This window comes from Acidovorax sp. Leaf78, from assembly GCF_001422735.1.
Taxonomy (GTDB): Bacteria; Pseudomonadota; Gammaproteobacteria; order Burkholderiales; family Burkholderiaceae_C; genus Acidovorax.
Genome location: NZ_LMLZ01000001.1, coordinates 1 through 23,808 on the forward strand (window position 1 = coordinate 1; position 23,808 = coordinate 23,808).

Below are 23,808 nucleotides of genomic sequence, written 5' to 3' on the forward strand. Positions count from 1 at the left end.
AAGATAGCCCCCACCCCGCCCCTGAGCGTCGATAAGGAACTGAGCCGCACCTCAGCGCCGATCTGTAAGCAAGCTAACGCCTGTGGCGGGATTCCACCCCAACGATCGTCATTGTTCATTGGAGGAATCTCATCATGCAAGTACCCCTTTGTTTCATCGGCGTGGACGTCTCCAAGGCTGAGCTGGTCGTGGCCACCCACGGCCAGGACGCTTGCCTTGCCGTCTCTAACGAGTCCACTGCCATCGTGCAGTGGTTGCACACCCTGCCCCCTGGCGCGCTCCTGGCCATGGAGTCCACCGGCCGCTTTCACCAGCTGCTGGCCACCCTGGCCGCCGGCATGGGTTTGACGGTGTTCGTGCTCAACGCCCGCGATGTGTACTTCTACGCCAAGGGCCTGGGCGCGCGCGGCAAGACCGACCGGGTGGATGCCCGGATCATTGCCCGCTACCTGGCCGAGCACCACGAGCGGCTGCACCCGCACYGTGTCCCCAGCGCCTGTCAGGCCGAACTGGAGCAGTTGCTGGGCCAGCGCTGGACGGCGGTGACCAAGCGCACCGCGCTGCGTCAGTCGCTGCGCGGCTGCAGCACGAGCATCGCGCAGGCGGCCGCGGGGCTGGAGGACGCCTTTGGCACCTTGCTGCACACCATCGATGGGCGCATTACGCAGTTGATCAAAGAGCAAGAGCAGTTGCACCGCGCTCGCACGTTGCTGCAAAGCATCGTGGGCATCGGTCCCCAATCGAGCGCGTTGCTGGTCACCGTGCTCGATCGCGTGGCGTTTTGCAGCTGTGATGCGCTGGTGGCCTACAGCGGGCTGGATCCCCGGGCCCACGACTCTGGGCGTAGCAGGGGGCGCAGGCACTTGTCCAAGCGAGGGAATCCGGCGCTGCGCCACCAGATGTTCATGGCGGCGATGTCGGCGTGCCACACGGTCACGTTTGCGGCGACCTACCANCAGGCACTTGTCCAAGCGAGGGAATCCGGCGCTGCGCCACCAGATGTTCATGGCGGCGATGTCGGCGTGCCACACGGKCACGTTTGCGGCGACCTACCAAGCGCTGCGCGCCAGGGGGCTCAAGAGCACAGAGGCCCTGGTCGTGCTGGCGCGCAAGCTGCTGCGCATTGCCTTTGCTGTGTGGCGATCGGGCAAGCCGTTTGATGCTCATCGCATCACCCNGCGCTGCGCGCCAGGGGGCTCAAGAGCACAGAGGCCCTGGTCGTGCTGGCGCGCAAGCTGCTGCGCATTGCCTTTGCTGTGTGGCGATCGGGCAAGCCGTTTGATGCTCATCGCATCASCCCAAGCGCTTGACTCGAACCATAGAACCTCTGCCGGGCCACCGGAGGCGTCCCCCTTGGGGCTGAGGCCTGCGGCTCCAAGCCTGCCTGCGCAGGCTTGGACAGGCCGAAGAGGCCGCGCCTGCGGCGCGCGCCACCGTGGCGCGCAGCGCCTCAGGGGGTTATCTTTTCAGGGGGTCTTCTTCAGACTATCGCGAATCTCGCGCAGCAGCACGATGTCCTCGGGCGTCGCCGCAGGCGCTGCCGGGGCGGCCGGGGTTTCGCGTTTGAGCCGGTTGATCTGCTTGATCATCATGAAGATGATGAACGCCAGGATGATGAAGTTGACCGCCACGGTCAGGAAGTTGCCGTAGGCAAACACCGGCACGCCCGCCTTCTTGAGGGCGTCGAGCGTCATCGCGGTGCCGGGCGGCACCGACCCGAGCACGACGAAGAGGTTGGAAAAGTCGAGCTTGCCGAACACCAGGCCCACCACCGGCATGATGAGGTCGGACACCACCGAATCCACGATCTTGCCGAATGCGCCGCCGATGATCACACCAACCGCAAGGTCGATCACATTGCCCTTGACGGCGAACTCTCTGAACTCCTGCATCATGCCCATGGTGCCCTCCTGGCTGCGTGAAATGTCGATGCGCGAGTATTGCCCAGAGTCAACCCCTGTCAACCCACCCCGCATGCGTTTGAAATAACCATTTTCACTCCGCTACAATTCGCGGTTGACCCCAATGTAGCGATGATCAATCGAGGATCCCCATGAGTGACACTCCAATCGACTCCAGCAAGCGGACGTGGATCATCACGTCGGCATGCGCTGGTGCGGTGGGCGGCGTGGCAACCGCCGTTCCTTTCGTGAGTACGTTCCAGCCCTCCGAGCGCGCCAAAGCCGCCGGGGCTGCAGTCGAGGTGGATATTTCCGCCCTCAAGCCGGGCGAGAAACTCACCGTGGAGTGGCGCGGCAAGCCTGTCTGGATCATCAAGCGCACCCCGGAGCAGCTCGCCGAGCTGCCCAAGCTCGATGGCCAGCTCGCCGACCCCAAGTCCGAGCGCAAGCCCTCCGAGCTCACCCCCGAGTACGCGCGCAACGAAGCGCGTTCGATCAAGCCAGAGATTTTCGTGGGTGTGGGCATCTGCTCGCACTTGGGTTGCTCGCCGTCGGACAAGTTCCAGACCGGCGCACAGCCTTCGCTGCCCGACGACTGGAAGGGCGGTTTCCTGTGCCCTTGCCACGGCTCCACGTTCGACATGGCCGGCCGCGTGTTCAAGAACAAGCCCGCGCCCGACAACCTTGAAGTCCCTCCGCACATGTACCTGTCCGACACGCGCCTCGTGATCGGTGAAGACAAGAAGGCTTGACGGAGAACGACATGGCCCACGAATTCAAAGAAATCTCCCCCAACGCCCCGATCAGCGCACAGGTCACGAACTGGTTCGAGAACCGGTTCCCCACGGCCTTCGATGCGTACAAGGTGCACATGTCGGAGTACTACGCTCCGAAGAACTTCAACTTCTGGTACATCTTCGGCTCGCTGGCCCTGGTCGTGCTGGTGATCCAGATCGTGACCGGCATCTTCCTGGTCATGCACTACAAGCCCGACGCCAACCTGGCGTTCGCTTCGGTCGAGTACATCATGCGCGATGTGCCCTGGGGCTGGCTGATCCGCTACATGCACTCCACGGGCGCGTCGGCGTTCTTCGTGGTGGTGTACCTGCACATGTTCCGCGGCCTCATCTACGGCAGCTACCGCAAGCCGCGCGAGCTGGTCTGGATCTTCGGCTGCGCGATCTTCCTGTGCCTGATGGCCGAGGCCTTCATGGGCTATCTGCTGCCCTGGGGCCAGATGTCGTACTGGGGCGCCCAGGTGATCGTGAACCTGTTCGCTGCCATCCCGTTCATCGGCCCTGACCTGGCGCTGCTCATCCGCGGCGACTACGTGGTGGGCGACGCCACGCTGAACCGCTTCTTCAGCTTCCACGTGATCGCCGTGCCGCTGGTCCTGCTGGGCCTGGTGGTGGCCCACTTGCTGGCGCTGCACGATGTCGGCTCCAACAACCCCGACGGCGTGGAAATCAAGGGCCCGCAAGCCCCCAAGGATGCCAATGGCAAGCCGCTGGACGGCGTGCCCTTCCACCCTTACTACACGGTGCACGACATCTTCGCGCTGAGCATGTTCCTGATGGCGTTCACGGCGGTGGTGTTCTTCGCGCCCGAGTTCGGTGGCTACTTCCTCGAGTACAACAACTTCATCCCTGCGGACCCGCTCAAGACCCCTGCGCACATCGCACCGGTCTGGTACTTCACGCCGTTCTATTCGATGCTGCGTGCCATCACCACCGAAATGATGTACGTGCTGGTGCTGTGCGTGGTGGCCGGTGCGGGCTTCGGCATCCTCAAGGCCAAGCTGCCCAGCTTCGTCAAGGCAGGCATCGCCGTGGCGGCCATTGCCGTGATCGCGATGATGCTGTCGATCGACGCCAAGTTCTGGGGCGTGGTCGTGATGGGTGGTGCCGTGATCATCCTGTTCTTCCTGCCATGGCTGGACTACAGCCCCGTCAAGTCGATCCGCTACCGCCCTGACTGGCACAAGTACCTGTACGGCATCTTTGTGATCATCTTCCTGATCCTGGGCTACCTGGGCGTGCAGCCTCCTTCGGCCATCGGCGAGCGCGTGTCGCAGGTCGGTACGCTGTTCTACTTCGGCTTCTTCCTGCTGATGCCCTGGTGGAGCCGCATCGGCAAGGCCAAGCCCGTGCCTGACCGCGTGACCTTTGTGGCGCACTGAGCCTGGAGACAACAACAATGAAGAAACTCATCCTCACGTTGATCGCCGCCCTGGGTATTGCCACGGGCGCGCAAGCGGCCGAAGGCGGCATTGCCTGGGACAAGGCGCCCAACAAGACCAACGACCTGGCCTCCCTGCAAAACGGCGCCAAGGTGTTCGTCAATTACTGCCTGAGCTGCCACTCCGCTGCGTACATGCGGTTCAACCGCCTGCGCGACATCGGCCTGACCGAGCAGGACATCAAGGACAACCTCTTGTTCACGACCGACAAGGTCGGCGAAACCATGAAGGCGTCCATCGATCCCAAGCAGGCCAAGGAATGGTTCGGTGCCAACCCGCCCGACCTGACCGTGATCGCACGCTCGCGCGCCGGCCACGGCGGCACGGGTGCCGACTACCTCTACACCTTCCTGCGCACGTTCTACCGTGACGACACCAAGGCCACGGGCTGGAACAACCTGGCCTTCCCGAGCGTGGGCATGCCCCATGCGCTGTGGCAGATGCAGGGCGACCGCCGCCCCGTGTTCGAAGAGCACGAAAGCCATGGCCACAAGACCCAGGTCTTCAAGGGCTGGGAGCAGGTCAAGCCAGGCACGATGACCCCGTTGCAGTTCGACCAGACTGTGGGTGATCTCGTGAACTACCTGCAATGGATGGGCGAACCCGCCCAGAACACCCGCGTCCGAGTTGGCGTGTGGGTGCTGCTCTTTCTCGGTGTTTTCACCGTAATCGCCTGGAGGCTGAACGCGGCCTTCTGGAAGGATGTGAAGTAAGCAGCACGAACCGTCGATCCATGAGAAGGCGCCCTTCGGGGTGCCGCCGGATTGTTTGCAGAGTGGGCGCTCATGGCGTCCCACTCTTTTGATTTTTAGGAGCTTCCCACCATGATGGTGCTTTACTCGGGTACGACCTGTCCCTTCTCCCACCGCTGCCGTTTCGTCCTGTTCGAAAAGGGCATGGACTTTGAAATTCGCGATGTGGACCTGTACAACAAGCCCGAAGACATCAGCGTGATGAACCCGTACGGCCAGGTGCCCATCCTGGTCGAACGCGATCTGATCCTGTACGAGTCGAACATCATCAACGAGTACATCGACGAGCGCTTCCCGCACCCGCAGCTGATGCCCGGCGATCCGGTGGACCGCGCCCGCGTGCGCCTGTTCCTGCTCAACTTCGAAAAGGAGTTGTTCGTGCACGTGAACATCCTGGAGTCGCGCGCGACCAAGGGCAACGAAAAGGCGCTGGAAAAGGCCCGTTCGCACATCCGCGACCGCCTGACGCAGCTGGCCCCCGTGTTCCTCAAGAACAAGTACATGCTGGGCGACAATTTCTCGATGCTGGATGTGGCGATTGCACCGCTGCTGTGGCGCCTGGACTACTACGGCATCGATCTGTCGAAGAACGCCGCCCCGCTGCTGAAGTACGCCGAGCGCATCTTCTCGCGCCCTGCCTACATCGAAGCGCTGACGCCGTCCGAAAAGGTCATGCGCAAGTAATGCTGTCGACGCTCCGGGCTCCCGGGGCCTCCTGTGCACTTTCTTTCATCCACCGAAGCTGCCACCTTGTTCATGACCGCCCAGGAATCCACCTCCACGCGCCCGTACCTCATTCGTGCCCTGTACGAGTGGTGCACCGACAACGGTCTCACGCCTTATGTCGCAGTGCGCGTGGACGATTCCGTGCAGGTGCCGCGCGAGTACGTGAAGGATGGCGAGATCGTGTTGAACATCAGCTTCGATGCCACCAGTGCGCTGCAGCTGGGCAATGACTTCATCGAGTTCAAGGCCCGCTTCGGCGGTAAGCCGCGCGAGATATTGGTGCCAGTCGGCCGGGTCATCGCCATCTATGCCCGTGAAAACGGTCAGGGCATGGCGTTCCCGCCGCCGGTAGATGTTCTGGGTACCCCTGCGGGTGCTCCTTCCCTGATCGATCCGATGTCGGCAGCGGAGCCGGCGGCCACCGCTTCGGCGACGGGCAGCGTCGTGCCGCTCTCAGCGGCAGAAGACCGTGTAGTGCAGTTGGTTTCGGTCGACGAAAGCAAGAAGGACGACGGTCCTGGCGACGATGCTCCGCGCCCTCCGCCCACGGCAGGCGGCGCGCGGCCTTCGCTCAAGCGCGTGAAATAAGCGCGGTTTTCGATTTTTGGCTGCGTTTTCCACGATAAGATGCAGCCCTCGCCGGTTTAGCTCAGTTGGTAGAGCACCCGCCTTGTAAGCGGTAGGTCGTCAGTTCGATTCCGACAACCGGCACCATTTTTGGTTTCTTTCTCCCTATTCCCTGGTTCATACCTTGGCCGTCAGGTTTGAACTTTCAGGCGAATCACGTTAACCTCCCACCCCCGGGTGCGCAAATGCGCCCCCAATGCAGGCAGCAGCTGGCGGATTTTTGCCGCTGCGGCATTGCTCTTGACCAGCAGGCACCAGGAATCCCCGTCGATGGGACCCGCCTGGATCGCTGGGCGCAAGGTTGCGGGTATCAGCATTTCAATGGCTTTGAGCCGATCACTGGAGTCGCGGGTCAGCGCTGTCAGTCGGGCCAGCGTGGGAGAGTCCTGGCTGGCTTTCTGCAGGGTGACTGCGTAGTGGCGGCGGTTCATGGCGTGCGTCTTCGGGCGTGGAGAATTCGTAGTGCATCTGATTATCACGGACGCCCGGCTGGCACGCAGCCGCGCCATCCATCTGTCGGGCTCGCGCCTGGTCCTGGCGGGACTCGGGCTGTCGCTGTGCCTCATGCTGGTGGCCGCCACGCTGTACCACTGGGTGTTCCTCAAGGGCGCGCGTGAAGGCTGGCCCATCGTGGGCTCGCTGGTGCGTCTGGTCGTGAAGGACGAGTTTGCCGAGCGTGACCGTTTCATGCGCGCCAACCTGGATGCCATGGCACGCCGTGTGGGCGAAATGCAGGCCCGCATGGTGCAGCTGGAGTCGCTGGGCGACCGCGTGCTGGGTCTCGCCGGCATGGCCCCTTCCGACATCCAGAAGACGGATGCCCGCGGCGGCGTTCTGGTCGGTGCCCGTGATCTGTCGATGGAGGAATTGCAGGCCACGCTCGACGAGCTGGAGCGCCTGACCAGCCAGCGGGTGGACCTGATGACGGTGCTCGAGTCCCGCCTGTTCGACCAGCACATTCGCAAGAAGATGATTCCCACCCACGCGCCCGTCACCGGCCGCGCGCCGGGTTCGGCGTTCGGCTGGCGGGTGGACCCGATCACCGGGCAGTCGGCGCTGCACACGGGCCTGGATTTTCAGGCCGATACCGGCACGGCCATTCTGGCGGCCGCCGGTGGTGTGGTCGTAACGCAGGAGTTTCACCCGGCGTACGGCAACATGATCGAGGTGGACCACGGCAACCAACTGGTCACGCGATACGCCCATGCCTCGCGCACCCTGGTCAAGCAGGGCGACATCGTCAAGCGCGGTCAGAAGATCGCCGAAGTGGGCACCACGGGGCGTTCCACGGGGCCGCACCTGCATTTCGAGGTGCTGGTGCAAGGGGTTTTTCAGGACCCGCAGAAGTTTCTGAGCGCAGGCGGCACTGTGCCTTCCAACGCGCCGGGTCCGCAGGTCGCGTCGATCCAGCCGCGTGCTTCGCCTGCCCAGACTGCTGCGCCCACGGCGGGCAGGTAAAATCGCCGGTCCGGCGTTCACGGCCAGGGTTGCATTGCTTGCAATCCTCGGTGTTGAACCCACCTGAACTCAATTCATCTTAGGGATTTCGGTCGCTTGGCGCGCTGGTTTGCAGCGGCCCGGCGGTCCTGTTCGCATGGCCACCAACTTCCTCACCAAATTATTCGGCAGCCGCAACGACCGGCTTCTCAAGCAGTACCGCAAGACGGTGTCCCGCATCAATGCGATGGAGCCTGAGTACGAGAAGCTGTCGGACGAGCAGCTCAAGGCCAAGACGCAGGAGTTCAAGGAGCGCGTCGCCAAGGGCGAGTCGCTGGACGACATCCTGCCCGAAGCGTTCGCCGTGGTCCGCGAAGGCTCCAAGCGCATCATGAAGATGCGCCACTTCGACGTGCAGCTGCTGGGCGGCATGGCCCTGCACTTCGGCAAGATCTCCGAAATGCGCACCGGCGAAGGCAAGACCCTGACCGCCACGCTGCCCGTGTATCTGAATGCCCTGTCGGGCAAGGGCGTGCACGTGGTGACGGTGAACGATTACCTCGCCAACCGCGATGCGCAGTGGATGGGCCGGCTGTACAACTTCCTGGGCCTGACGGTGGGCATCAACCTGCCCAACATGCCGCGCGAGCAAAAGCAGGAGGCCTATCGCGCCGACATCACGTACGGTACGAACAACGAGTACGGCTTTGATTACCTGCGCGACAACATGGTCTACGAGGCCGCAGACCGCGTGCAGCAGGGCCTGAACTTCGCCATCGTGGACGAGGTGGACTCGATCCTGATCGACGAGGCACGCACGCCCCTGATCATCAGCGGCCAGGCCGAAGACCACACGGCGATGTACATCGCCATGAACAAGGTGGTGCCCCTGCTGGTGCGCCAGGAAGGCGAAGCCGACGCCCGCACCGGCGAGGGCGTGACCAAGCCCGGCGACTTCACGCTGGACGAAAAGACCCACCAGGTGTTCCTGACGGAGCAGGGCCACGAAAGCGCCGAGCGCATTCTGGCCAGCCAGGGCCTGATCGCCGAGGGTGCCTCGGTGTACGACCCGGCCAACATCACCCTGATGCACCACCTGTACGCAGCGCTGCGTGCCAACCACCTCTACCACCGCGACCAGCACTACGTGGTGCAGGACGGCGAGATCGTGATCGTGGACGAGTTCACCGGCCGCCTGATGTCGGGCCGCCGCTGGAGCGAAGGCCTGCACCAGGCCGTGGAAGCCAAGGAAGGCGTGAACATCCAGGCCGAGAACCAGACTCTGGCCTCCATCACGTTCCAGAACTATTTCCGCCTGTACAACAAGCTGGCCGGCATGACCGGCACGGCCGATACCGAAGCGTATGAGTTCCAGGAGATCTACGGCCTGGAAACCACGGTGATCCCGCCCAACCGTCCGAGCAAGCGCGACGACCAGCTCGACCGCGTCTACAAGACCACGCGCGAGAAGTACGAAGCGGCGATCAAGGACATACGCGAATGCCACGAGCGCGGCCAGCCCGTGCTGGTGGGCACCACGTCGATCGAGAACTCCGAAATCATCGACCAGCTGCTGAACAAGGAAGGCCTGCCGCACCAGGTGCTCAACGCCAAGCAGCACGCCCGTGAAGCGGACATCGTGGCCCAGGCCGGGCGCGCGGGCATGATCACCATTGCGACCAACATGGCCGGCCGTGGTACCGACATCGTGCTGGGCGGCAACATCGAGAAGGACACGGCGGCCATCGAGGGCGACGAATCCCTGTCCGAGTCCGAGCGCGAGGCCCAGCTGGCCGCGCTGCGCGAGCGCTGGAAGGTGGACCACGACAAGATCAAGGCCCTGGGCGGCCTGCGGATCATCGCCACCGAACGCCACGAATCGCGCCGCATCGACAACCAGCTGCGCGGCCGCTCGGGCCGCCAGGGCGACCCCGGTTCGTCGCGCTTCTACCTGAGCCTGGACGATTCGTTGATGCGCATCTTCGCTGGTGACCGCGTCAAGGCGATCATGGACCGCCTGAAGATGCCCGATGGCGAAGCCATCGAAGCCGGCATCGTCACGCGCAGCATCGAGTCCGCCCAGCGCAAGGTCGAAGCCCGCAACTTCGACGTTCGCAAGCAACTGCTGGAGTACGACGACGTCTCCAACGACCAGCGCAAGGTGATCTACCAGCAGCGCAACGACATCCTGGACGCTGCGGACCTGTCCGACGTGATTGCCGCGATGCGCGAAGACTGCATGACCGACCTGGTGCGCCAATACGTGCCCGCCGAGTCGGTGGAAGAGCAGTGGGACCTGGCTGGCCTCGAAAAGGTGCTGGCCGAAGAGTGGCAGGTCTCCCTGCCTTTGCAGCAGGAAGTGCAGGGCGCGAGCAGCGTCACCGACGACGAGATCCTGGAGAAGGTGCTGCAGGCTGCCCACGCATCGTTCGACGGCAAGGTGGAGCAGGTCGGCCGCGAGAACTTCACGCAGTTCGAGCGCATGGTGCTGCTGCAAAGCTTCGACTCGAACTGGCGCGACCACCTGGCAGCGCTCGACTACCTGCGCCAGGGCATCCACCTGCGCGGCTACGCGCAAAAGCAGCCCAAGCAGGAGTACAAGCGCGAGGCTTTCGAGCTGTTCCGCCAATTGATCGACCTGGTCAAGAACGAGGTCACCAAGATCCTCATGACCGTGCAGGTCCAGTCGCAGGCGCAGCTGGACCAGGCCGCCCAGGACATGGAAAGCCGCGGCGAGAGCATTGCCAACGTGACCTACACCGCCCCCACCGAAACGGGCGATGTGGAAACCACGCTGGGCGCGCAGGCGCAGGGCGCATCCGGCGAGCCCCTGCCGGAAGAGCTGCAAGGCCTGCGCATCGGCCGCAACGATCCCTGCCCATGCGGCAGCGGCAAGAAGTACAAGCAGTGCCACGGCAAGCTGGCTTGATCCTCTGACTCACGCAACACGGGCTTCGGCCCGTGTTTTCATTGGCGCGCCACGGTTTTCCGCATAATTGGCCGCAGTCTTCATCAGGCGAATGCCGTATGCCGGGCAACTGGCCCGTGCCGCATCCGTCTCCTTCTTCCAGATAGAAAGGCCCAGACCCCATGCCTGTGAATCTCGTTGCCCCCGTTGCCGCCGACCTGTACCCGATCGCCGGCGTGCGCATCGGTGTGGCCGAAGCCGGTGTCCGCAAAGCCAACCGCAAGGACCTCACCGTCTTCCTGCTGGACGAGGGTGCCAGCGTGGCTGGCGTTTTCACCCAGAACCGCTTTTGCGCAGCGCCGGTGCAGATCAGCCGCGACCACCTGGCCCAACAAAAGGCAGGCCAACCGATCCGCGCGATGCTGATCAACACCGGCAACGCCAACGCTGGCACCGGTGCTGACGGCCTGGCGCGTGCGCGTGCCACCTGCATCGCCCTGGCGCGCCAACTGAGCGTGGCGCCCGAGCAGATCCTGCCGTTTTCGACCGGCGTGATCATGGAGCCCCTGCCCAACGACCGCATCGAAGCCGGATTGCCTGCAGCCATCGCCGATGCGCAACCGGGCCATTGGGCCCGCGCGGCGGAAGGCATCATGACGACCGACACGCTGCCCAAGGCGTTCTCGGCGCAGGTGCAGATCGGCGGCGCCACGGTGTCCATCACCGGCATCAGCAAGGGCGCGGGCATGATCCGGCCCAACATGGCCACCATGCTCGGCTTCATGGCCACGGACGCCTCTGTGGCGCCCGCCGTGATGCAGCAGCTGGCCCGCGAGCTGGCCGACGGGTCCTTCAACCGCGTGACCATCGACGGCGACACATCGACCAACGACTCGTTCGTGGTGGTGGCGACCAACAAGGCCGCGCACGCGCCCATCACGTCGCTGGACAGTCCCGAGGGCCAGGCTCTGAAGGCGGCCATGCTGGCGGTGTCGCAAAAGCTCGCCCAGGCCATCGTGCGCGACGGCGAGGGCGCCACCAAGTTCATCACCGTGCGGGTCGAAGGCGGCAAGACGGGCGAGGAGTGCCGCAAGGTGGCCTACGCCATCGCCCACTCGCCACTGGTCAAGACGGCGTTCTACGCCAGCGACCCGAACCTGGGCCGCATCCTGGCGGCCGTGGGCTACGCGGGCATCGACGACCTCGACCAGACCGGCATCGACCTGTACCTGGACGACGTGCATGTGGCCATCCAGGGCGGCCGCAACCCGGCCTACCGCGAAGAGGACGGCCAGCGCGTGATGAAGCAAAGCGAGATCACGGTGCGGGTGCTGCTGGGCCGTGGCAACGCGGCCGACACGGTGTGGACCTGCGACTTCAGCCACGACTACGTGACGATCAACGCCGACTACCGGTCTTGATCCAGCGGGGCGCTTCACGCCGGTCCGTCGGCGTGGGCGTGTCGGCGGCCGCGGGCGTTAGCGCCAAAGCGATGCTTGCGTGCTGATAGGCCTGTTGTGTCGCGATGCTATAAAAGTGATAGCTGCTTGCGCATGTGTATTAAGCGCTAGGTGCCAGAAATGAATGAAAAATTTGAACATCTGATCGAGCGGGCCGAGCAACTCATCGCCCGTATCGAGTCCGTGCTGCCCCAGCCTCTGGGCGCGCCCGACTGGTCACAGGCCATCGCCTGGCGGTACCGCAAGCGCAGCAGCGGCCACGGCACCCTGGAGCCCGTGCGTCACGTCGCGGCCATGGCGCTGTCGGACCTGAAAGAGATCGACGCGCAAAAGGAAAAGATCGAGCGCAATACGCGGCAGTTCGTGCAGGGCCGGGCCGCCAACAACGTGCTGCTGACGGGGGCGCGTGGTACCGGCAAGTCATCCCTGATCAAGGCCTGCCTGAACACCTACGCGCCCGAGGGCCTGCGCTTGATCGAGGTGGACAAGGCGGACCTTGTCGACCTGCCGGACATCGTCGATGTGGTGGCTGGTCGCCCTGAGAAGTTCATCGTGTTCTGCGACGACCTCAGCTTTGAAGAGGGCGAACCGGGCTACAAGGCGCTCAAGTCCATCCTCGACGGGTCGGTGGCTGCATCCACGCCCAATGTGCTGATCTACGCCACCAGCAACCGCCGCCATCTGCTGCCCGAGTACATGACGGAGAACCTGACCTACACCCACACCGAGGATGGCGAAGTCCACCCCGGTGAGGTGGTGGAAGAGAAGATCTCCCTGTCGGAGCGGTTTGGCCTGTGGGTGAGCTTCTACCCCTTCAGCCAGGAGGAGTACCTCACCATCGTCGCGCAATGGCTGTCGTCGATGGGCGTGTCCGCAGACGCGATCACAGCCGCACGTGGCCAGGCGCTTGTCTGGGCGCTGGAACGCGGCTCGCGCAGCGGGCGCGTGGCGTACCAGTTTGCACGCGACTACGCGGGGCGGGAATGAAAGCGGTCGCCATGCCACTGAACGGCACCGGGAAGGATTGCCATGGTTGAGGATCGTAAACACACCGAGGTCGCGGTCGGCATCCTGGTGCGTGCCGACGGCGCGTTGCTGCTGTCGACCCGCCCGGCGGGCAAGCCTTATGCAGGGTATTGGGAGTTTCCGGGCGGCAAGCTCGAAGTGGGCGAGACCGTGGAGCAGGCGCTGCGCCGCGAACTTATCGAAGAACTGGGCGTGACCATCGGCCCGGCCTCCGTCTGGAAGGTTACCGAGCACGACTATCCGCACGCGCTGGTGCGCCTGCATTGGTGCAAGGTGTGGGAGTGGAGCGGTGACTTCGAGATGCGCGAGGGCCAGGCGATGGCCTGGCAGCAGATGCCGCTGACCGTGGCGCCTGTCCTGCCCGGCGCTTACCCGGTGCTGGAGTGGTTGGCCCAGGAGCGCGGGTTGGCGTTTGTGCCGCCGTCAGCCCCATAAAATAGCTTGCTATCAAATAAATAGCTGCTGGCGCTTGCCTGGTGCACGGTCAGTGGCTTTTTCCCTGGGTTCGGCGCCGCGTTTGTAGCGGGCATGCCGCTCACCTCCGATATCAGTGTTCTGTGCGCGGGTCACCGTACTGCGCGTCGCCCGGCGGTGCTTCCGCTGGCATGCGGAAATCTTCGCTGGCCCATGCACCCAGGTCCACCTGCTTGCAGCGTTCGCTGCAGAAGGGGCGGTAGGCGTTGGCGGGGCTGTACACACTGTCGCCGCCGCAACTGGGGCACACAACGATGCGTTCCTGGGAGGCGCCCGCGGCGGTGGGGCGTGGGGTGGAGGCCATCTTCGTCGTCATCCTCAAATCACAGAGCGCTGCAAGCCAGCAGGCTCAAGCGCACAGGGTCAGCTCAAAGGCTGCATCCTCGTTGCTGGCGTGCAGCCGTGTGTCAGCCTCTAGCCGCATGAGGCGCACGGACACGATGAGGCGGTTGCCGCTGATCTCGGGGATCAGGTTCAGCGCGGGGTCGATGCGAAGGCGCAGCAGCTGGAAAGTGCGGCCCTGCGGCAGGTTCTGCTGGAACTGCCCGCGCTCGGCGGCCACCTTTTGCGGCACACCGGAGTCGCGCAGCAGCTTGAGCAGTACGTAAATGGATTCGGCCAGCGGGGCCAAGTTGGACGCCCACTGTTCCAGCGCCTCCTGGCGCACACCGGGGGCGTAGTGCTGCCAGGCGTAGTAGGCCGGCAGATCGAACCCGCAGGTACCCCCCGGAATGCCCACCCGGCTGCGGATGCTCATGAGCCAATCGTTCTCGGTGAGGATGTGGCCAGATTTGCCTGACTGGGTGTTGAGCGCGTTGAAGCAGCGGTCGAGCTGAGCGATCACCGCATCGAGTGCGGCTTCGGAAATCGACGGATTGCCGCGGTAGCTGTCGAGCTGGTGCTTGTGCTTCTCGATGTCCTTAAGCACGTCCGACTTCAAGTCGGCCCGCGCGGCCACGTCCATGATCTCGAAGATCGTGACCAAAGCGAAATGATGGTCCAGGGCGTGGGGGCGGGGGATCAGCTCCCCAAGGCGCCGAAAGAGCTGCTCCAGCCGCAGGTAAGTGCGTAGGCGCTCATTGAAAGGATATTCGTAAAGGATCACGCTGGCGGGTTCCTGGGGGATCAGGGAGTGTTCTGACGCCGGTAGCGCACGGCAGGGGGTGAAAGCACAAACGGTTTGACCCGCATCATAGCCCGAACAATGATGCTGTCTGCTGCGCGCGCTCCCGCAGCTGCTCGAGCGTGCAGTCCGCGTCGTTGGCAATGACCGCATCGGCCACCGCACGGCGCGTTGTCCTGCTGGCCTGCGAGGCAATGATGCCTTCCACCGTTTCCCGGCTCAAGCCACTGCGTTGCATCACGCGTCTGATCTGCGTCTGCGCAGAGCAATCCACCACCACCACTGCATCCAGCCGCCCCGCCCACCGGCCGGACTCTGCCAGCAGGGGGATGTCGAAAACGATGAGCCTGCGCCCCTCATCGATAGCTTGTTGCGCCTTGAGGTTGCTGTGCAGCGTGACCAGCGGGTGAACGATGCCCTCAAGCTGCGCACGGGCGTCCGGGCGGCTGAATGCGAGCGCTCGCATGCGTGCACGGTCCAAGGCGCCCGTCGCCACATCCACGAAATCGCTGCCAAACGCGGCGGCTATCGCCGACATGGCCGCCCCTTGCGGTCCGGTGACGTCGCGGGCAATCTGGTCTGCATCGATCAGCGCAGCGCCTTGCTCCGCCCAGATGTGGCCCACCGTGCTCTTGCCGCTACCTATGCCGCCAGTCAAGCCCAGGCGCCATGGGCGATGGTTGGGGTGCGGCATGGGGTGGCTAGAGGCCGAAGAGCTTCAGCACCGCATTCAAAATGGACTGGGGCCCGAAAACCATTGCAGTAAAGCCGGCCCCGACCAGAAAAGGGCCGAAAGGCACATATCCGCCCTCACGCAGACTGCTGGCCATCTTCATGCCGATGCCAGTGATGGCGCCAATGACAGACGACATCAGGATGATGGGCACCAGTGCCTGCCAGCCAAACCATGCTCCCAAGGCAGCAAACAGCTTGAAATCGCCGTAGCCCATGCCCTCTTTGCCGGTCGCCAGCTTGAAGCCCCAGTACACCAGCCACAGCGACACATAGCCCGCAGCAGCGCCGGCCACGGAAGACTGCAGCGTCACATCGGTCCACTGCAAGGAAGACGCCAGCAACCCGGCCCACAACAAGGGCAGGGTGATGTCATCCGGCAACAAAGTGGTATCCCAGTCGATGAACGCCAAGGCCACCAACGCAGCAGAAAAGCCGCACCAGGCAATGCCTGTCGGGGTGACACCCCAACGCTGGATACAGAAGAAAAACAACGTGCCCGTGGCCAGTTCCACCAGTGGGTATCGAATGGAGATACGCACCTTGCACGCCGAGCACCGGCCGCGCAGGAAGAGATAGCTCAGTACGGGAATGTTTTCATACCACTGCACCTCGTGCCCGCAAGAGGGGCAGCGAGACCGCGGCGTCATGAGATTGAAAGGCGCCTGCTGTTGGAGTGCTTGCTCCGCCACTGCGTCGTTCCGCAGTGGTTCGTCTGCCTCTGCAGACATTGCCGCCAGTTCAGCAGCCCATTGACGCTCCATCATCTTCGGAAGCCGATAGATGACAACGTTGAGGAAGCTCCCGATCAACAGCCCGAATATTCCGCCGAGCCCCGCACTCAGCCAAGTCTCCATCTCCATTACACGACTTGGCCCAGTTTGAAGATGGGCAGGTACATTGAAACTACGATACCACCGATAAGACTACCCAAAAATACAATAATGATTGGCTCCATCAGACTGGACAGCCCAGCGACCATTTCGTCCACCTCAGCCTCGTAAAAATCTGCAGCCTTGCCAAGCATGTGGTCAATAGAACCGGACTCTTCGCCGATAGCGCACATCTGCAACACCATTGAGGGAAAAATATTAGCATTTCCCATTGCGGCAGTAAGGCTAGTGCCTGTAGAGACCTCCTGTTGGATTCTTTCGGTTGCCATTGAATATACTGAATTTCCAGATGCGCCACCGACAGAATCTAACGCTTCGACCAACGGGACCCCAGCTGCGAACATGGTGGATAAAGTGCGCGTCCAACGAGCAACGCAGGATTTCTCAATGAGAGCGCCAAAAATAGGGATTTTAAGCAGGAGACGGTCCATGAATTTTTGAACTTTCTCATTTCGCTTCCAGGCTTGCATGAAGAAATAGAAAGTTCCACCAATACCCCCAAAAATTAACCACCACCATTGCACAAAAACTTCACTGACGGCCATTACAAATAAAGTAGGTGCCGGCAAATCGGCCCCGAATGAGGTGAAAACTTCTTTAAATGCGGGAATGACGAAAATCATGATCACCGCAACTACTACAAAAGCTACGATAACCACTGAAATGGGATACATTAGAGCCGATTTAATTTTTGATTTAATGGCTTCAGTTTTCTCCATGTAGGTGGCCAACCTATCAAGCAGCGCCTCGAGAATACCAGCAGCTTCTCCTGCCTCAACCAGATTGCAATACAGGCTGTCGAAATACATCGGGTGCTTGCGAAAGGCCGCATTTAGAGATGTACCCGTTTCGACATCAGTTCGGATGTCATTCAGCAATTTAGTAACGCTTGCGTTTGTGTTGCCACGTCCTACAATATCGAATGATTGAAGAAGCGGAACCCCTGCTTTCATCATTGTCGCCAGTTGGCGGGTAAATAATGCAATATCTTTGGGCTTAATCGATTTGCCAGAGCGCATTCTGCGCTTTTTAATTTTTGTAGGAAATACGCCTTGACGGCGCAGCGTAGCCTGCACCTGGTTTTCGCCAGAGGCACGCACTTCCCCGCGTACAATCTTGCCGTGGCGGTCCTTGCCCTCCCATTCGTAAACGAATTCTTTGATATCGCGTATTGATGCAGCGGTTGCCATATGAACCCTCTAACTCTTATTCATTGGTGACAGCAAGGACCTCTTCCACAGACGTGAAGCCCAACTTTGCCTTGTTCAGGCCGGAAGCGCGCAGAGATCGAACTCCCTCAAGTTTTGCCTGCTCTGCGATTTCCAATGCACTCCCATCACGCAAAATAATGCGTTGGAGATCCTCTGTGATCGGCATCACTTGATATATACCAACGCGGCCTTTGTAGCCATTGTTGCAGGCAGAGCAACCCACCGGACGGTAAGTTACCCAAGAACCATCGAGGTCCTCTTCAGGGTATCCTGCTTCCACCATAGCCTCATGGGGTATGTCAGCAGGGGCCTTGCATACGGGGCACAGTCGGCGCGCAAGACGCTGCGCGGTGATCAATATCACGCTGGATGCAATATTGAACGGCGCAATGCCCATATTGCGCATCCGTGTCAATGTGGTCGGTGCATCATTGGTATGTAGCGTAGACAACACCAAGTGACCGGTTTGTGCGGCTTTGATGGAAATATCAGCGGTTTCCAGGTCGCGAATTTCACCCACCATGATGATGTCTGGATCTTGGCGCAGGAATGATTTAAGTGCTACTGCAAAGGTGAGGCCTGCCTTGTCGTTGACATTCACCTGATTCACGCCGGGAAGGTTGATTTCTGAAGGGTCTTCTGCGGTCGCGATGTTAACCCCGGGTTTATTCAGCAGATTCAAGCAGGTGTAGAGAGAAACCGTTTTGCCGGAACCTGTAGGGCCGGTCACCAGAATCATGCCGTACGGACGGCTGATGGCTTGCAGCAGACGCTCCTTCTCTTCGGGTTCATAACCCAAGGCATCGATACCCAGCTTCGCGCTGCTGGGGTCGAGAATACGGATCACGATCTTCTCGCCAAACAAAGTGGGCAGTGTGCTGACCCGAAAATCGATGACACGGTCTGGACCGACCTTGAGTTTCATTTTTCCATCTTGAGGCACCCGTTTTTCAGAGATGTCCAATCGGGATATCACCTTGATACGGGAGGCGAGCTTGTCCTTGATGGCAATGGGAGGCGATGCAATTTCTCGCAATTCACCGTCGATGCGGAATCTCACACGGTATTGGTGTTCGTATGGTTCAAAATGCAAGTCGGACGCTCGCATATTGAAAGCGTCCAGCAACATTTTATGCAGAAACTTGACGATGGGGGCGTCTTCAACGTCCCCGGCACCTGAATCATTGTTTTCTGGAGCTTCTTCAATCGGGACATCGTCAAATTCAAAGTCGCCTCCTGTGGAGTTCATTGCATCCAATGACTCACCGGCAGACTTAGAGCTTGCCTCCACAAGTTTGCTGATCTTGTCATACTCAGCAATAATCCAATCCACCCCCATCTGGGTCGTGAATTTGATTTTCTCTGCAGCTTCCTGGTCCGTAGGGTCAGCAGTCGCAACGATCAATCGGTTATTGCGTTTACTGAGAACGACCACCCGATATGCCTGGCAAATCTTGGGATCAAGCAGTTCCTTGGGAAGGCGCAAGGGGTCGATCGCCTCCAGATCCAGCAGGGGGGCGCCAAAAACGGCGGACACGGTGTGTGCCAGATCGGTGGCGGACACCGCCCCCGAACCCGTCAGCTCGGCAATAAAACTTGTCCGGCTGATTTGTGATTTTTTGTAAATGTCCTCGGCGAGCTTCTGGGTCAGTTTGCCCGCAGAGATTAACGCCCGCCCCAGTCCGGGAAGGGCTACCGCAGAAGCTTCTTTGGGGGCAGTATCAACAGCGGCCATGTAACCGGGGGATGTGTTAGGTTTGGAAAAGAAACCATCCTATCATCGCTGATCGTGTACAGGGTGTACAGCGCCGGGTATTGGCAACAGCGCCACAGAAAGGGCGCTCATTTACATATCAAAAGCAGAGATCCGGGTGCAGGATTCGATGCTCACGTAGGACCCTCGAGTGTGGTGCCTGTCTAGCCCCGGTCACCCCGCCCGCATCCGCGCCGGAAGGCGCGTGTCGCGTCAATTTCTGCGTGCCAGCAGCTGTGCCGCCAGCTCCAGCAGCCCCGCTGTGTACGCATTGCCGGGGAGCTGCTCGGCGGCAGCGATGGCGCGTCGCGCTTCGGCGAACGCTGCAGCGCGGGTAACGTCCAGAGCGCCTGTGTCTCGAACAATCTGCACCACCTCGGCAAGTCGCTCGGTCGATCCTTCTTCGATGGCCTCGCGGACGACGTTCGCTTGCGCTGCGGTGCCGCGCTGCATGGCGGCGATCAGTGGCAGTGTGGACTTGCCTTCTCGCAGGTCGTCACCGAGATTTTTCCCCATCTCCTCGGCGTCGCCGTCGTAGTCCAGAACATCATCGATGATCTGGAAGGCGGTTCCGAGCGCCTGTCCATAGGTGGCGCACGCCTCCTCGACGGCAGGGGTGCTGTCGGCCAGCACGGCGCCCAAACGGGCGCTGGCTTCGAACAGCTTGGCAGTCTTGGACCGGATCACTCGAAGATAGCCCGCTTCGTCCAGCGAGGCGTCGTGCATGTTCATCAGCTGCAGCACTTCGCCTTCGGCGATCACATTGGTGGCCTCGGAGAGGATCTCCATGATGCGCATGCTGCCCGCCTCGACCATCATCTGGAAGGAGCGCGTGTGCAGAAAATCGCCCACCAGCACGCTGGCAGGGTTGCCAAAAGTCTCGTTGGCTGTGGCGCGGCCCCGGCGAAGAGTCGATGCGTCCACGACATCGTCGTGCAGCAAGGTGGCGGTGTGGATCAGCTCCACCACGGCGGCCAGGCTGTGGCGGTGCTCGCCCCGGTAGCCGAGTGCGCCGCACACCATGAGCAGCAGCGCAGGCCGCAGGCGTTTACCCCCGGCGGCGATGATGTAGTGGGAAATCTGGGCCACCAGGGGGACGCCGGATGTCAGTCGCTGGCCGATGACCTTGTCGACCTCGTGCATGTCTTGTGCAACGAGCAGGAGGGGGGAGGCTGCGGAGGCGGTGTTGTCAGTCAAGATGGTGGCCACAGAAAGTGCCCGGATTATAGGAAGGACGCGGGGCGCCTCTCCGCGGGGTGGGGCGTGTTTGACACCGCGACGGCGCAGGGGCTGGCGCTTTTTGGTGCAGTGCGCTATACTCGCTGGCTCTGCGGAAATCCGTCTGCAGAACTCATATCAAGAGGTCATCATGTACGCGGTCATAAAAACCGGCGGCAAGCAGTATCGCGTTGCTTCCGGCGAAAAAATTAAAGTAGAACAGATTGCTGCGGACGTAGGCCAGGAGATCGTGATCGACCAGGTTTTGGCTGTCGGCAACGGCGCTGAACTCAAGGTTGGCACACCCCTGGTGTCCGGCGCAACCGTGGTAGCCACCGTCGTGGCCCACGGCAAGCACGACAAGGTTCGCATCTTCAAGATGCGCCGTCGCAAGCACTATCAGAAGCGCCAAGGCCATCGCCAGCAGTTCACTGAACTGCAAATCGGTGCGATTGCTGGTTAATCCAAGGAGCTAAGTCATGGCACAGAAAAAAGGCGGCGGCTCTACGCGAAACGGGCGTGACTCCAAGCCAAAGATGCTGGGTGTCAAGGCCTCCGGCGGTGAACTGATCAGCGCTGGTTCGATCATCGTGCGCCAACGCGGCACGCGTTTCCACCCCGGCGACAATGTCGGCGTGGGCAAGGACCACACACTGTTTGCTCTGATCGACGGCCACGTGTCGTTCGGCACCAAGGGCGCAATGTCCAAGAAGACGGTCAATGTGACTGCTGCTGCCTGAGGTTCTCCTCTGGCAACCATCGAAGCCCCGCCTGGTCGGGGCTTTGTTATTTGGTCTGTACGATAGTGGCCTACCGCTGGCTGCGACCGCAGGCCGCACCTGAACGGGGTGTCTTTGCTGCCCAGCAAACGTGGCAGGCCGATGGGGTCTGCCGGCGCCGCCTCCTTCTGTAAACTGGATATCCCATGAAGTTCGTCGACGAAGCCTTTATTGACATTGCTGCCGGTGATGGCGGCAATGGCTGCGTGTCTTTCCGGCACGAGAAATACAAGGAATTCGGCGGCCCCAACGGGGGCGACGGCGGGCGTGGGGGCCATGTGTTCGCCGTGGCGGACCCGAACCTCAACACCCTGGTGGACTACCGCTACTCGCGCCGGCACGAAGCCAAGCGCGGCGAGCACGGCATGGGCTCCGACATGTTCGGTGCCGCAGGCTCCGACATCACCTTGAAGATGCCGGTCGGCACCATCATCACCGATGCCGAAACGGGTGAAGTGCTGTACGAGCTGCTCAATCCGGGCGACGTGATCACGATCGCCAAGGGCGGCGACGGCGGCTTTGGCAACCTGCGTTTCAAGAGCGCCATCAACCGCGCGCCGCGGCAAAAGACGCCCGGCTGGCCCGGCGAAAAGAAGAACCTCAAGCTTGAATTGAAGGTGCTCGCCGATGTGGGTTTGTTGGGTATGCCCAACGCCGGCAAGTCGACCTTCATCACGGCGGTCTCCAACGCACGTCCCAAGATTGCCGACTACCCCTTCACCACGCTGCACCCCAACCTGGGCGTGGTGCGCGTGGGTCCTGAGCAGAGCTTTGTGGTCGCGGATATCCCGGGCCTGATCGAAGGCGCGTCCGAAGGCGCGGGCCTGGGGCACCAGTTCCTGCGCCACCTGCAGCGTACGCGCCTGCTGCTGCACATCGTGGACTTGGCACCGTTCGACGATGCTGTCGACCCGGTGGCGCAGGCCAAGGCGATCGTGAACGAGCTCAAGAAGTACGACCAGAAGCTCTACAACAAGCCGCGCTGGCTGGTGCTGAACAAGCTGGACATGGTGCCGACGGAAGAGCGGGAAGCCAGGGTGAAGGACTTCGTGAAGCGCTTCAAGTGGAAGGGGCCGGTCTTCGAGATTTCGGCCCTGACGCGCGAGGGTTGCGAGCCGCTGATCCATGCGATCTTCCGCCACGTGCAGTCCGAGCAGCGCATCGAGAACGAGCCGGTGGAAGTCGATCCCCGCTTTGCGGGCGACGCCCCGCAGTAAATCGAGAAGGCGCGGAACGCGCATTCGAGCGCCGGTTTTGGGTTGCTATCTATTTCATAGCTTCTGCCGCTTGCAGGACAGGCGGTAGAGGCCAAAAACACAATGAAAAATGGTCTCCAGCGTATTGCGTGATGCCCGCCGCATCGTGGTCAAAGTCGGCTCCAGCCTTGTGACCAACGAAGGCCGTGGCCTGGACGAGGCAGCGATTGGCGAATGGAGCCGGCAGCTTGCGGCCCTGGTGCGGGGCGATGGCGGTGCGCCGCGTGAGGTCATCATGGTCTCCAGCGGCGCCATTGCCGAGGGCATGAAGCGCCTGGGCTGGACCACGCGGCCGCACGAGGTGCACGAGCTGCAGGCGGCCGCTGCCGTCGGCCAGATGGGCCTGGCGCAGATGTACGAGACCAAGCTGCGCGAGCAGGGCATGGGCAGCGCGCAGGTGCTGCTCACCCACGCAGACCTGGCCGATCGCGAGCGGTACCTCAACGCCCGGTCCACCCTGCTGACGCTGCTGCGCCTGGGTGTAGTGCCCGTCATCAACGAGAACGACACAGTCGTCAACGACGAGATCAAGTTCGGCGACAACGACACCCTGGGTGCCCTGGTGGCCAACCTGGTGGAGGCCGACGCGCTGATCATCCTCACCGACCAGAAGGGCCTGTACACCGCCGACCCGCGCCGCGACCCTGCGGCGCAGTTCGTGCACGAGGCCAAGGCGGGGGACCTGGCGCTGGAGGCCATGGCCGGCGGCGCGGGCTCCAGCATCGGCCGGGGCGGCATGATCACCAAGATCTTGGCGGCCAAGCGGGCGGCTGGCTCGGGTGCCTCCACCGTCATCGCCTGGGGCCGCGAGCCCGACGTGCTGGTGCGGCTGGTCAGCGGCGATGCGCTGGGCACGCTGCTGGTGGCGCAGACGCAGAAGAAGCAGGCTCGCAAGCAATGGATGGCCGACCACCTGCAGATGCGCGGCGCCGTGGTGGTGGACGCCGGTGCGGCCGCCAAGGTGCGCGACGAGGGCAAGAGCCTGCTGCCCATCGGCATGGTGTCGGTGGAGGGGCACTTCTCGCGCGGCGACGTCATTGCAGTGCGCGATGCGTCCGGCGTGGAGATCGCCCGGGGCCTGGCCAACTACGCCGCGGCCGAAGCGCGCCTGCTGTGCCGCAAGCCGTCGAGCGAGTTCGAGAAGCTATTGGGCTATGTGGCCGAGGCGGAAATGGTGCACCGCGACAACCTGGTGCTGGCGGCCGCCCCGCTCGCCCGCTGATTCTGATCCTGCGCCGCCCTGGCTTACCTGATCGTCCAACTGGCACCCTGCGGTCGCAAACCGTGTTAGAT

24 protein-coding genes and 1 tRNA gene are annotated in these 23,808 nt (G+C 62.1%); 16 read left to right on the plus strand and 9 right to left on the minus strand.

The genetic code is table 11. The features are described 5' to 3' along the window. Positions 1–134: 134 nt before the first annotated feature. Positions 135–955: IS110 family transposase (locus ASF16_RS27065; RefSeq protein ID WP_369817092.1), on the plus strand; the 821-nt coding region annotated here is incomplete at its 3' end. A gap of 511 nt (positions 956–1,466) precedes the next feature. Here ASF16_RS27065 and mscL read toward each other — a convergent pair. Then, on the minus strand, positions 1,467–1,901 hold the full coding sequence (gene mscL / locus ASF16_RS00010) for a large conductance mechanosensitive channel protein MscL (protein WP_056161229.1): 435 nt from the start codon (positions 1,899–1,901) through the stop codon (positions 1,467–1,469). A gap of 152 nt (positions 1,902–2,053) precedes the next feature. Between mscL and petA the strand changes: the two genes are divergently transcribed. The 6 genes from petA to ASF16_RS00040 all read left to right on the plus strand — a co-directional run bounded on the left by petA (position 2,054) and on the right by ASF16_RS00040 (position 6,332). Beyond that, entirely contained in the window at positions 2,054–2,653 is a 600-nt protein-coding gene (gene petA / locus ASF16_RS00015) for a ubiquinol-cytochrome c reductase iron-sulfur subunit (protein WP_056161231.1), read from the plus strand. Positions 2,654–2,664: 11 nt separating this feature from the next. Next, a complete protein-coding gene (locus ASF16_RS00020) occupies positions 2,665–4,080 on the plus strand; it encodes a cytochrome bc complex cytochrome b subunit (protein ID WP_056161233.1) in 1,416 nt (471 codons plus the stop codon). Between the two features lie 17 nt (positions 4,081–4,097). Continuing rightward, positions 4,098–4,853 (plus strand): cytochrome c1, encoded by a 756-nt coding sequence (locus tag ASF16_RS00025; protein WP_056161235.1) that lies wholly within the window; start codon positions 4,098–4,100, stop codon positions 4,851–4,853. Between the two features lie 111 nt (positions 4,854–4,964). Next, a complete protein-coding gene (locus ASF16_RS00030; protein ID WP_056161237.1) occupies positions 4,965–5,576 on the plus strand; it encodes a glutathione S-transferase N-terminal domain-containing protein in 612 nt (203 codons plus the stop codon). 72 nt (positions 5,577–5,648) lie between these two features. Beyond that, on the plus strand, positions 5,649–6,206 hold the full coding sequence (locus ASF16_RS00035; protein WP_056161239.1) for a ClpXP protease specificity-enhancing factor: 558 nt from the start codon (positions 5,649–5,651) through the stop codon (positions 6,204–6,206). A gap of 50 nt (positions 6,207–6,256) precedes the next feature. Next, a tRNA-Thr gene (locus ASF16_RS00040) sits at positions 6,257–6,332 on the plus strand. 44 nt (positions 6,333–6,376) lie between these two features. Here ASF16_RS00040 and ASF16_RS00045 read toward each other — a convergent pair. Then, a complete protein-coding gene (locus tag ASF16_RS00045; RefSeq protein ID WP_056161241.1) occupies positions 6,377–6,676 on the minus strand; it encodes a hypothetical protein in 300 nt (99 codons plus the stop codon). 31 nt (positions 6,677–6,707) lie between these two features. On the opposite strand from ASF16_RS00045, the gene ASF16_RS00050 reads away from it, so the two are divergent. The 5 genes from ASF16_RS00050 to ASF16_RS00070 all read left to right on the plus strand — a co-directional run bounded on the left by ASF16_RS00050 (position 6,708) and on the right by ASF16_RS00070 (position 13,511). After that, complete coding sequence (locus tag ASF16_RS00050; protein WP_235507209.1) at positions 6,708–7,703, plus strand: M23 family metallopeptidase; 996 nt, start codon at positions 6,708–6,710, stop codon at positions 7,701–7,703. 136 nt (positions 7,704–7,839) lie between these two features. Next, on the plus strand, positions 7,840–10,611 hold the full coding sequence (gene secA, locus ASF16_RS00055) for a preprotein translocase subunit SecA (RefSeq protein WP_056161245.1): 2,772 nt from the start codon (positions 7,840–7,842) through the stop codon (positions 10,609–10,611). 161 nt (positions 10,612–10,772) lie between these two features. Beyond that, entirely contained in the window at positions 10,773–12,011 is a 1,239-nt protein-coding gene (gene argJ / locus ASF16_RS00060; protein WP_056161247.1) for a bifunctional glutamate N-acetyltransferase/amino-acid acetyltransferase ArgJ, read from the plus strand. Positions 12,012–12,170: 159 nt separating this feature from the next. Beyond that, positions 12,171–13,037 (plus strand): ATP-binding protein, encoded by an 867-nt coding sequence (locus ASF16_RS00065; protein ID WP_056161249.1) that lies wholly within the window; start codon positions 12,171–12,173, stop codon positions 13,035–13,037. A 42-nt stretch (positions 13,038–13,079) separates the two neighbouring features. After that, a complete protein-coding gene (locus ASF16_RS00070; RefSeq protein WP_056161252.1) occupies positions 13,080–13,511 on the plus strand; it encodes an NUDIX domain-containing protein in 432 nt (143 codons plus the stop codon). Positions 13,512–13,623: 112 nt separating this feature from the next. Here ASF16_RS00070 and ASF16_RS00075 read toward each other — a convergent pair whose 3' ends face one another. The 7 genes from ASF16_RS00075 to ASF16_RS00105 form a co-directional block, all read right to left on the minus strand. Next, positions 13,624–13,854, minus strand: coding sequence for a DNA gyrase inhibitor YacG (locus ASF16_RS00075; RefSeq protein WP_056162427.1), 231 nt, complete (start codon positions 13,852–13,854; stop codon positions 13,624–13,626). A gap of 45 nt (positions 13,855–13,899) precedes the next feature. Continuing rightward, positions 13,900–14,655, minus strand: coding sequence for a cell division protein ZapD (gene zapD, locus ASF16_RS00080; RefSeq protein ID WP_056161254.1), 756 nt, complete (start codon positions 14,653–14,655; stop codon positions 13,900–13,902). An 85-nt stretch (positions 14,656–14,740) separates the two neighbouring features. Next, positions 14,741–15,367 carry a dephospho-CoA kinase gene (gene coaE, locus ASF16_RS00085; RefSeq protein WP_056161256.1) on the minus strand — a complete coding sequence of 209 codons (627 nt, stop codon included), beginning with the start codon at positions 15,365–15,367 and terminating at the stop codon, positions 14,741–14,743. Between the two features lie 7 nt (positions 15,368–15,374). Then, the gene (locus ASF16_RS00090) at positions 15,375–16,268 is read right to left on the minus strand and encodes an A24 family peptidase (RefSeq protein ID WP_056161258.1); all 894 of its coding nucleotides are present in this window, start codon (positions 16,266–16,268) and stop codon (positions 15,375–15,377) included. Further along, complete coding sequence (locus tag ASF16_RS00095) at positions 16,268–17,488, minus strand: type II secretion system F family protein (RefSeq protein ID WP_056161260.1); 1,221 nt, start codon at positions 17,486–17,488, stop codon at positions 16,268–16,270. The genes ASF16_RS00090 and ASF16_RS00095 overlap by 1 nt, the downstream gene beginning before the upstream one ends. A gap of 16 nt (positions 17,489–17,504) precedes the next feature. Continuing rightward, positions 17,505–19,244 carry a type IV-A pilus assembly ATPase PilB gene (pilB, locus tag ASF16_RS00100; RefSeq protein ID WP_056161261.1) on the minus strand — a complete coding sequence of 580 codons (1,740 nt, stop codon included), beginning with the start codon at positions 19,242–19,244 and terminating at the stop codon, positions 17,505–17,507. Between the two features lie 231 nt (positions 19,245–19,475). Continuing rightward, a complete protein-coding gene (locus ASF16_RS00105) occupies positions 19,476–20,405 on the minus strand; it encodes a polyprenyl synthetase family protein (protein WP_056162431.1) in 930 nt (309 codons plus the stop codon). Between the two features lie 226 nt (positions 20,406–20,631). Between ASF16_RS00105 and rplU the strand changes: the two genes are divergently transcribed. From rplU to proB, 4 genes are all read left to right on the plus strand, one after another. Further along, positions 20,632–20,943, plus strand: coding sequence for a 50S ribosomal protein L21 (rplU, locus tag ASF16_RS00110; protein ID WP_056162434.1), 312 nt, complete (start codon positions 20,632–20,634; stop codon positions 20,941–20,943). 16 nt (positions 20,944–20,959) lie between these two features. Next, positions 20,960–21,220: a 50S ribosomal protein L27 gene (gene rpmA / locus ASF16_RS00115; RefSeq protein ID WP_056161262.1), complete on the plus strand. Its 261-nt coding sequence runs from the start codon at positions 20,960–20,962 to the stop codon at positions 21,218–21,220. 185 nt (positions 21,221–21,405) lie between these two features. Then, positions 21,406–22,476 (plus strand): Obg family GTPase CgtA, encoded by a 1,071-nt coding sequence (gene cgtA / locus ASF16_RS00120; RefSeq protein ID WP_056161265.1) that lies wholly within the window; start codon positions 21,406–21,408, stop codon positions 22,474–22,476. A gap of 109 nt (positions 22,477–22,585) precedes the next feature. Then, positions 22,586–23,737, plus strand: coding sequence for a glutamate 5-kinase (gene proB, locus ASF16_RS00125; RefSeq protein ID WP_056161267.1), 1,152 nt, complete (start codon positions 22,586–22,588; stop codon positions 23,735–23,737). Positions 23,738–23,808 lie beyond the last annotated feature (71 nt).

What these genes read in the sequence shown, in the direction of transcription:
- rpmA (WP_056161262.1), top strand. Translation starts at nt 20,960, where the DNA reads ATGGCACAGAAAAAAGGCGGCGGCTCTACGCGAAACGGGCGTGACTCC.
- proB (WP_056161267.1), top strand. Translation starts at nt 22,586, where the DNA reads ATGGTCTCCAGCGTATTGCGTGATGCCCGCCGCATCGTGGTCAAAGTC.
- cgtA (WP_056161265.1), top strand. Translation starts at nt 21,406, where the DNA reads ATGAAGTTCGTCGACGAAGCCTTTATTGACATTGCTGCCGGTGATGGC.
- ASF16_RS00045 (WP_056161241.1), bottom strand. Translation starts at nt 6,676, where the DNA reads ATGAACCGCCGCCACTACGCAGTCACCCTGCAGAAAGCCAGCCAGGAC.
- pilB (WP_056161261.1), bottom strand. Translation starts at nt 19,244, where the DNA reads ATGGCCGCTGTTGATACTGCCCCCAAAGAAGCTTCTGCGGTAGCCCTT.
- petA (WP_056161231.1), top strand. Translation starts at nt 2,054, where the DNA reads ATGAGTGACACTCCAATCGACTCCAGCAAGCGGACGTGGATCATCACG.
- coaE (WP_056161256.1), bottom strand. Translation starts at nt 15,367, where the DNA reads ATGCCGCACCCCAACCATCGCCCATGGCGCCTGGGCTTGACTGGCGGC.
- secA (WP_056161245.1), top strand. Translation starts at nt 7,840, where the DNA reads ATGGCCACCAACTTCCTCACCAAATTATTCGGCAGCCGCAACGACCGG.
- ASF16_RS00020 (WP_056161233.1), top strand. Translation starts at nt 2,665, where the DNA reads ATGGCCCACGAATTCAAAGAAATCTCCCCCAACGCCCCGATCAGCGCA.
- ASF16_RS00105 (WP_056162431.1), bottom strand. Translation starts at nt 20,405, where the DNA reads ATGCACGAGGTCGACAAGGTCATCGGCCAGCGACTGACATCCGGCGTC.
- ASF16_RS00090 (WP_056161258.1), bottom strand. Translation starts at nt 16,268, where the DNA reads ATGGAGATGGAGACTTGGCTGAGTGCGGGGCTCGGCGGAATATTCGGG.
- ASF16_RS00095 (WP_056161260.1), bottom strand. Translation starts at nt 17,488, where the DNA reads ATGGCAACCGCTGCATCAATACGCGATATCAAAGAATTCGTTTACGAA.
- rplU (WP_056162434.1), top strand. Translation starts at nt 20,632, where the DNA reads ATGTACGCGGTCATAAAAACCGGCGGCAAGCAGTATCGCGTTGCTTCC.
- ASF16_RS00070 (WP_056161252.1), top strand. Translation starts at nt 13,080, where the DNA reads ATGGTTGAGGATCGTAAACACACCGAGGTCGCGGTCGGCATCCTGGTG.
- ASF16_RS00030 (WP_056161237.1), top strand. Translation starts at nt 4,965, where the DNA reads ATGATGGTGCTTTACTCGGGTACGACCTGTCCCTTCTCCCACCGCTGC.
- mscL (WP_056161229.1), bottom strand. Translation starts at nt 1,901, where the DNA reads ATGGGCATGATGCAGGAGTTCAGAGAGTTCGCCGTCAAGGGCAATGTG.
- ASF16_RS00035 (WP_056161239.1), top strand. Translation starts at nt 5,649, where the DNA reads ATGACCGCCCAGGAATCCACCTCCACGCGCCCGTACCTCATTCGTGCC.
- argJ (WP_056161247.1), top strand. Translation starts at nt 10,773, where the DNA reads ATGCCTGTGAATCTCGTTGCCCCCGTTGCCGCCGACCTGTACCCGATC.
- ASF16_RS00065 (WP_056161249.1), top strand. Translation starts at nt 12,171, where the DNA reads ATGAATGAAAAATTTGAACATCTGATCGAGCGGGCCGAGCAACTCATC.
- ASF16_RS00025 (WP_056161235.1), top strand. Translation starts at nt 4,098, where the DNA reads ATGAAGAAACTCATCCTCACGTTGATCGCCGCCCTGGGTATTGCCACG.
- ASF16_RS00075 (WP_056162427.1), bottom strand. Translation starts at nt 13,854, where the DNA reads ATGGCCTCCACCCCACGCCCCACCGCCGCGGGCGCCTCCCAGGAACGC.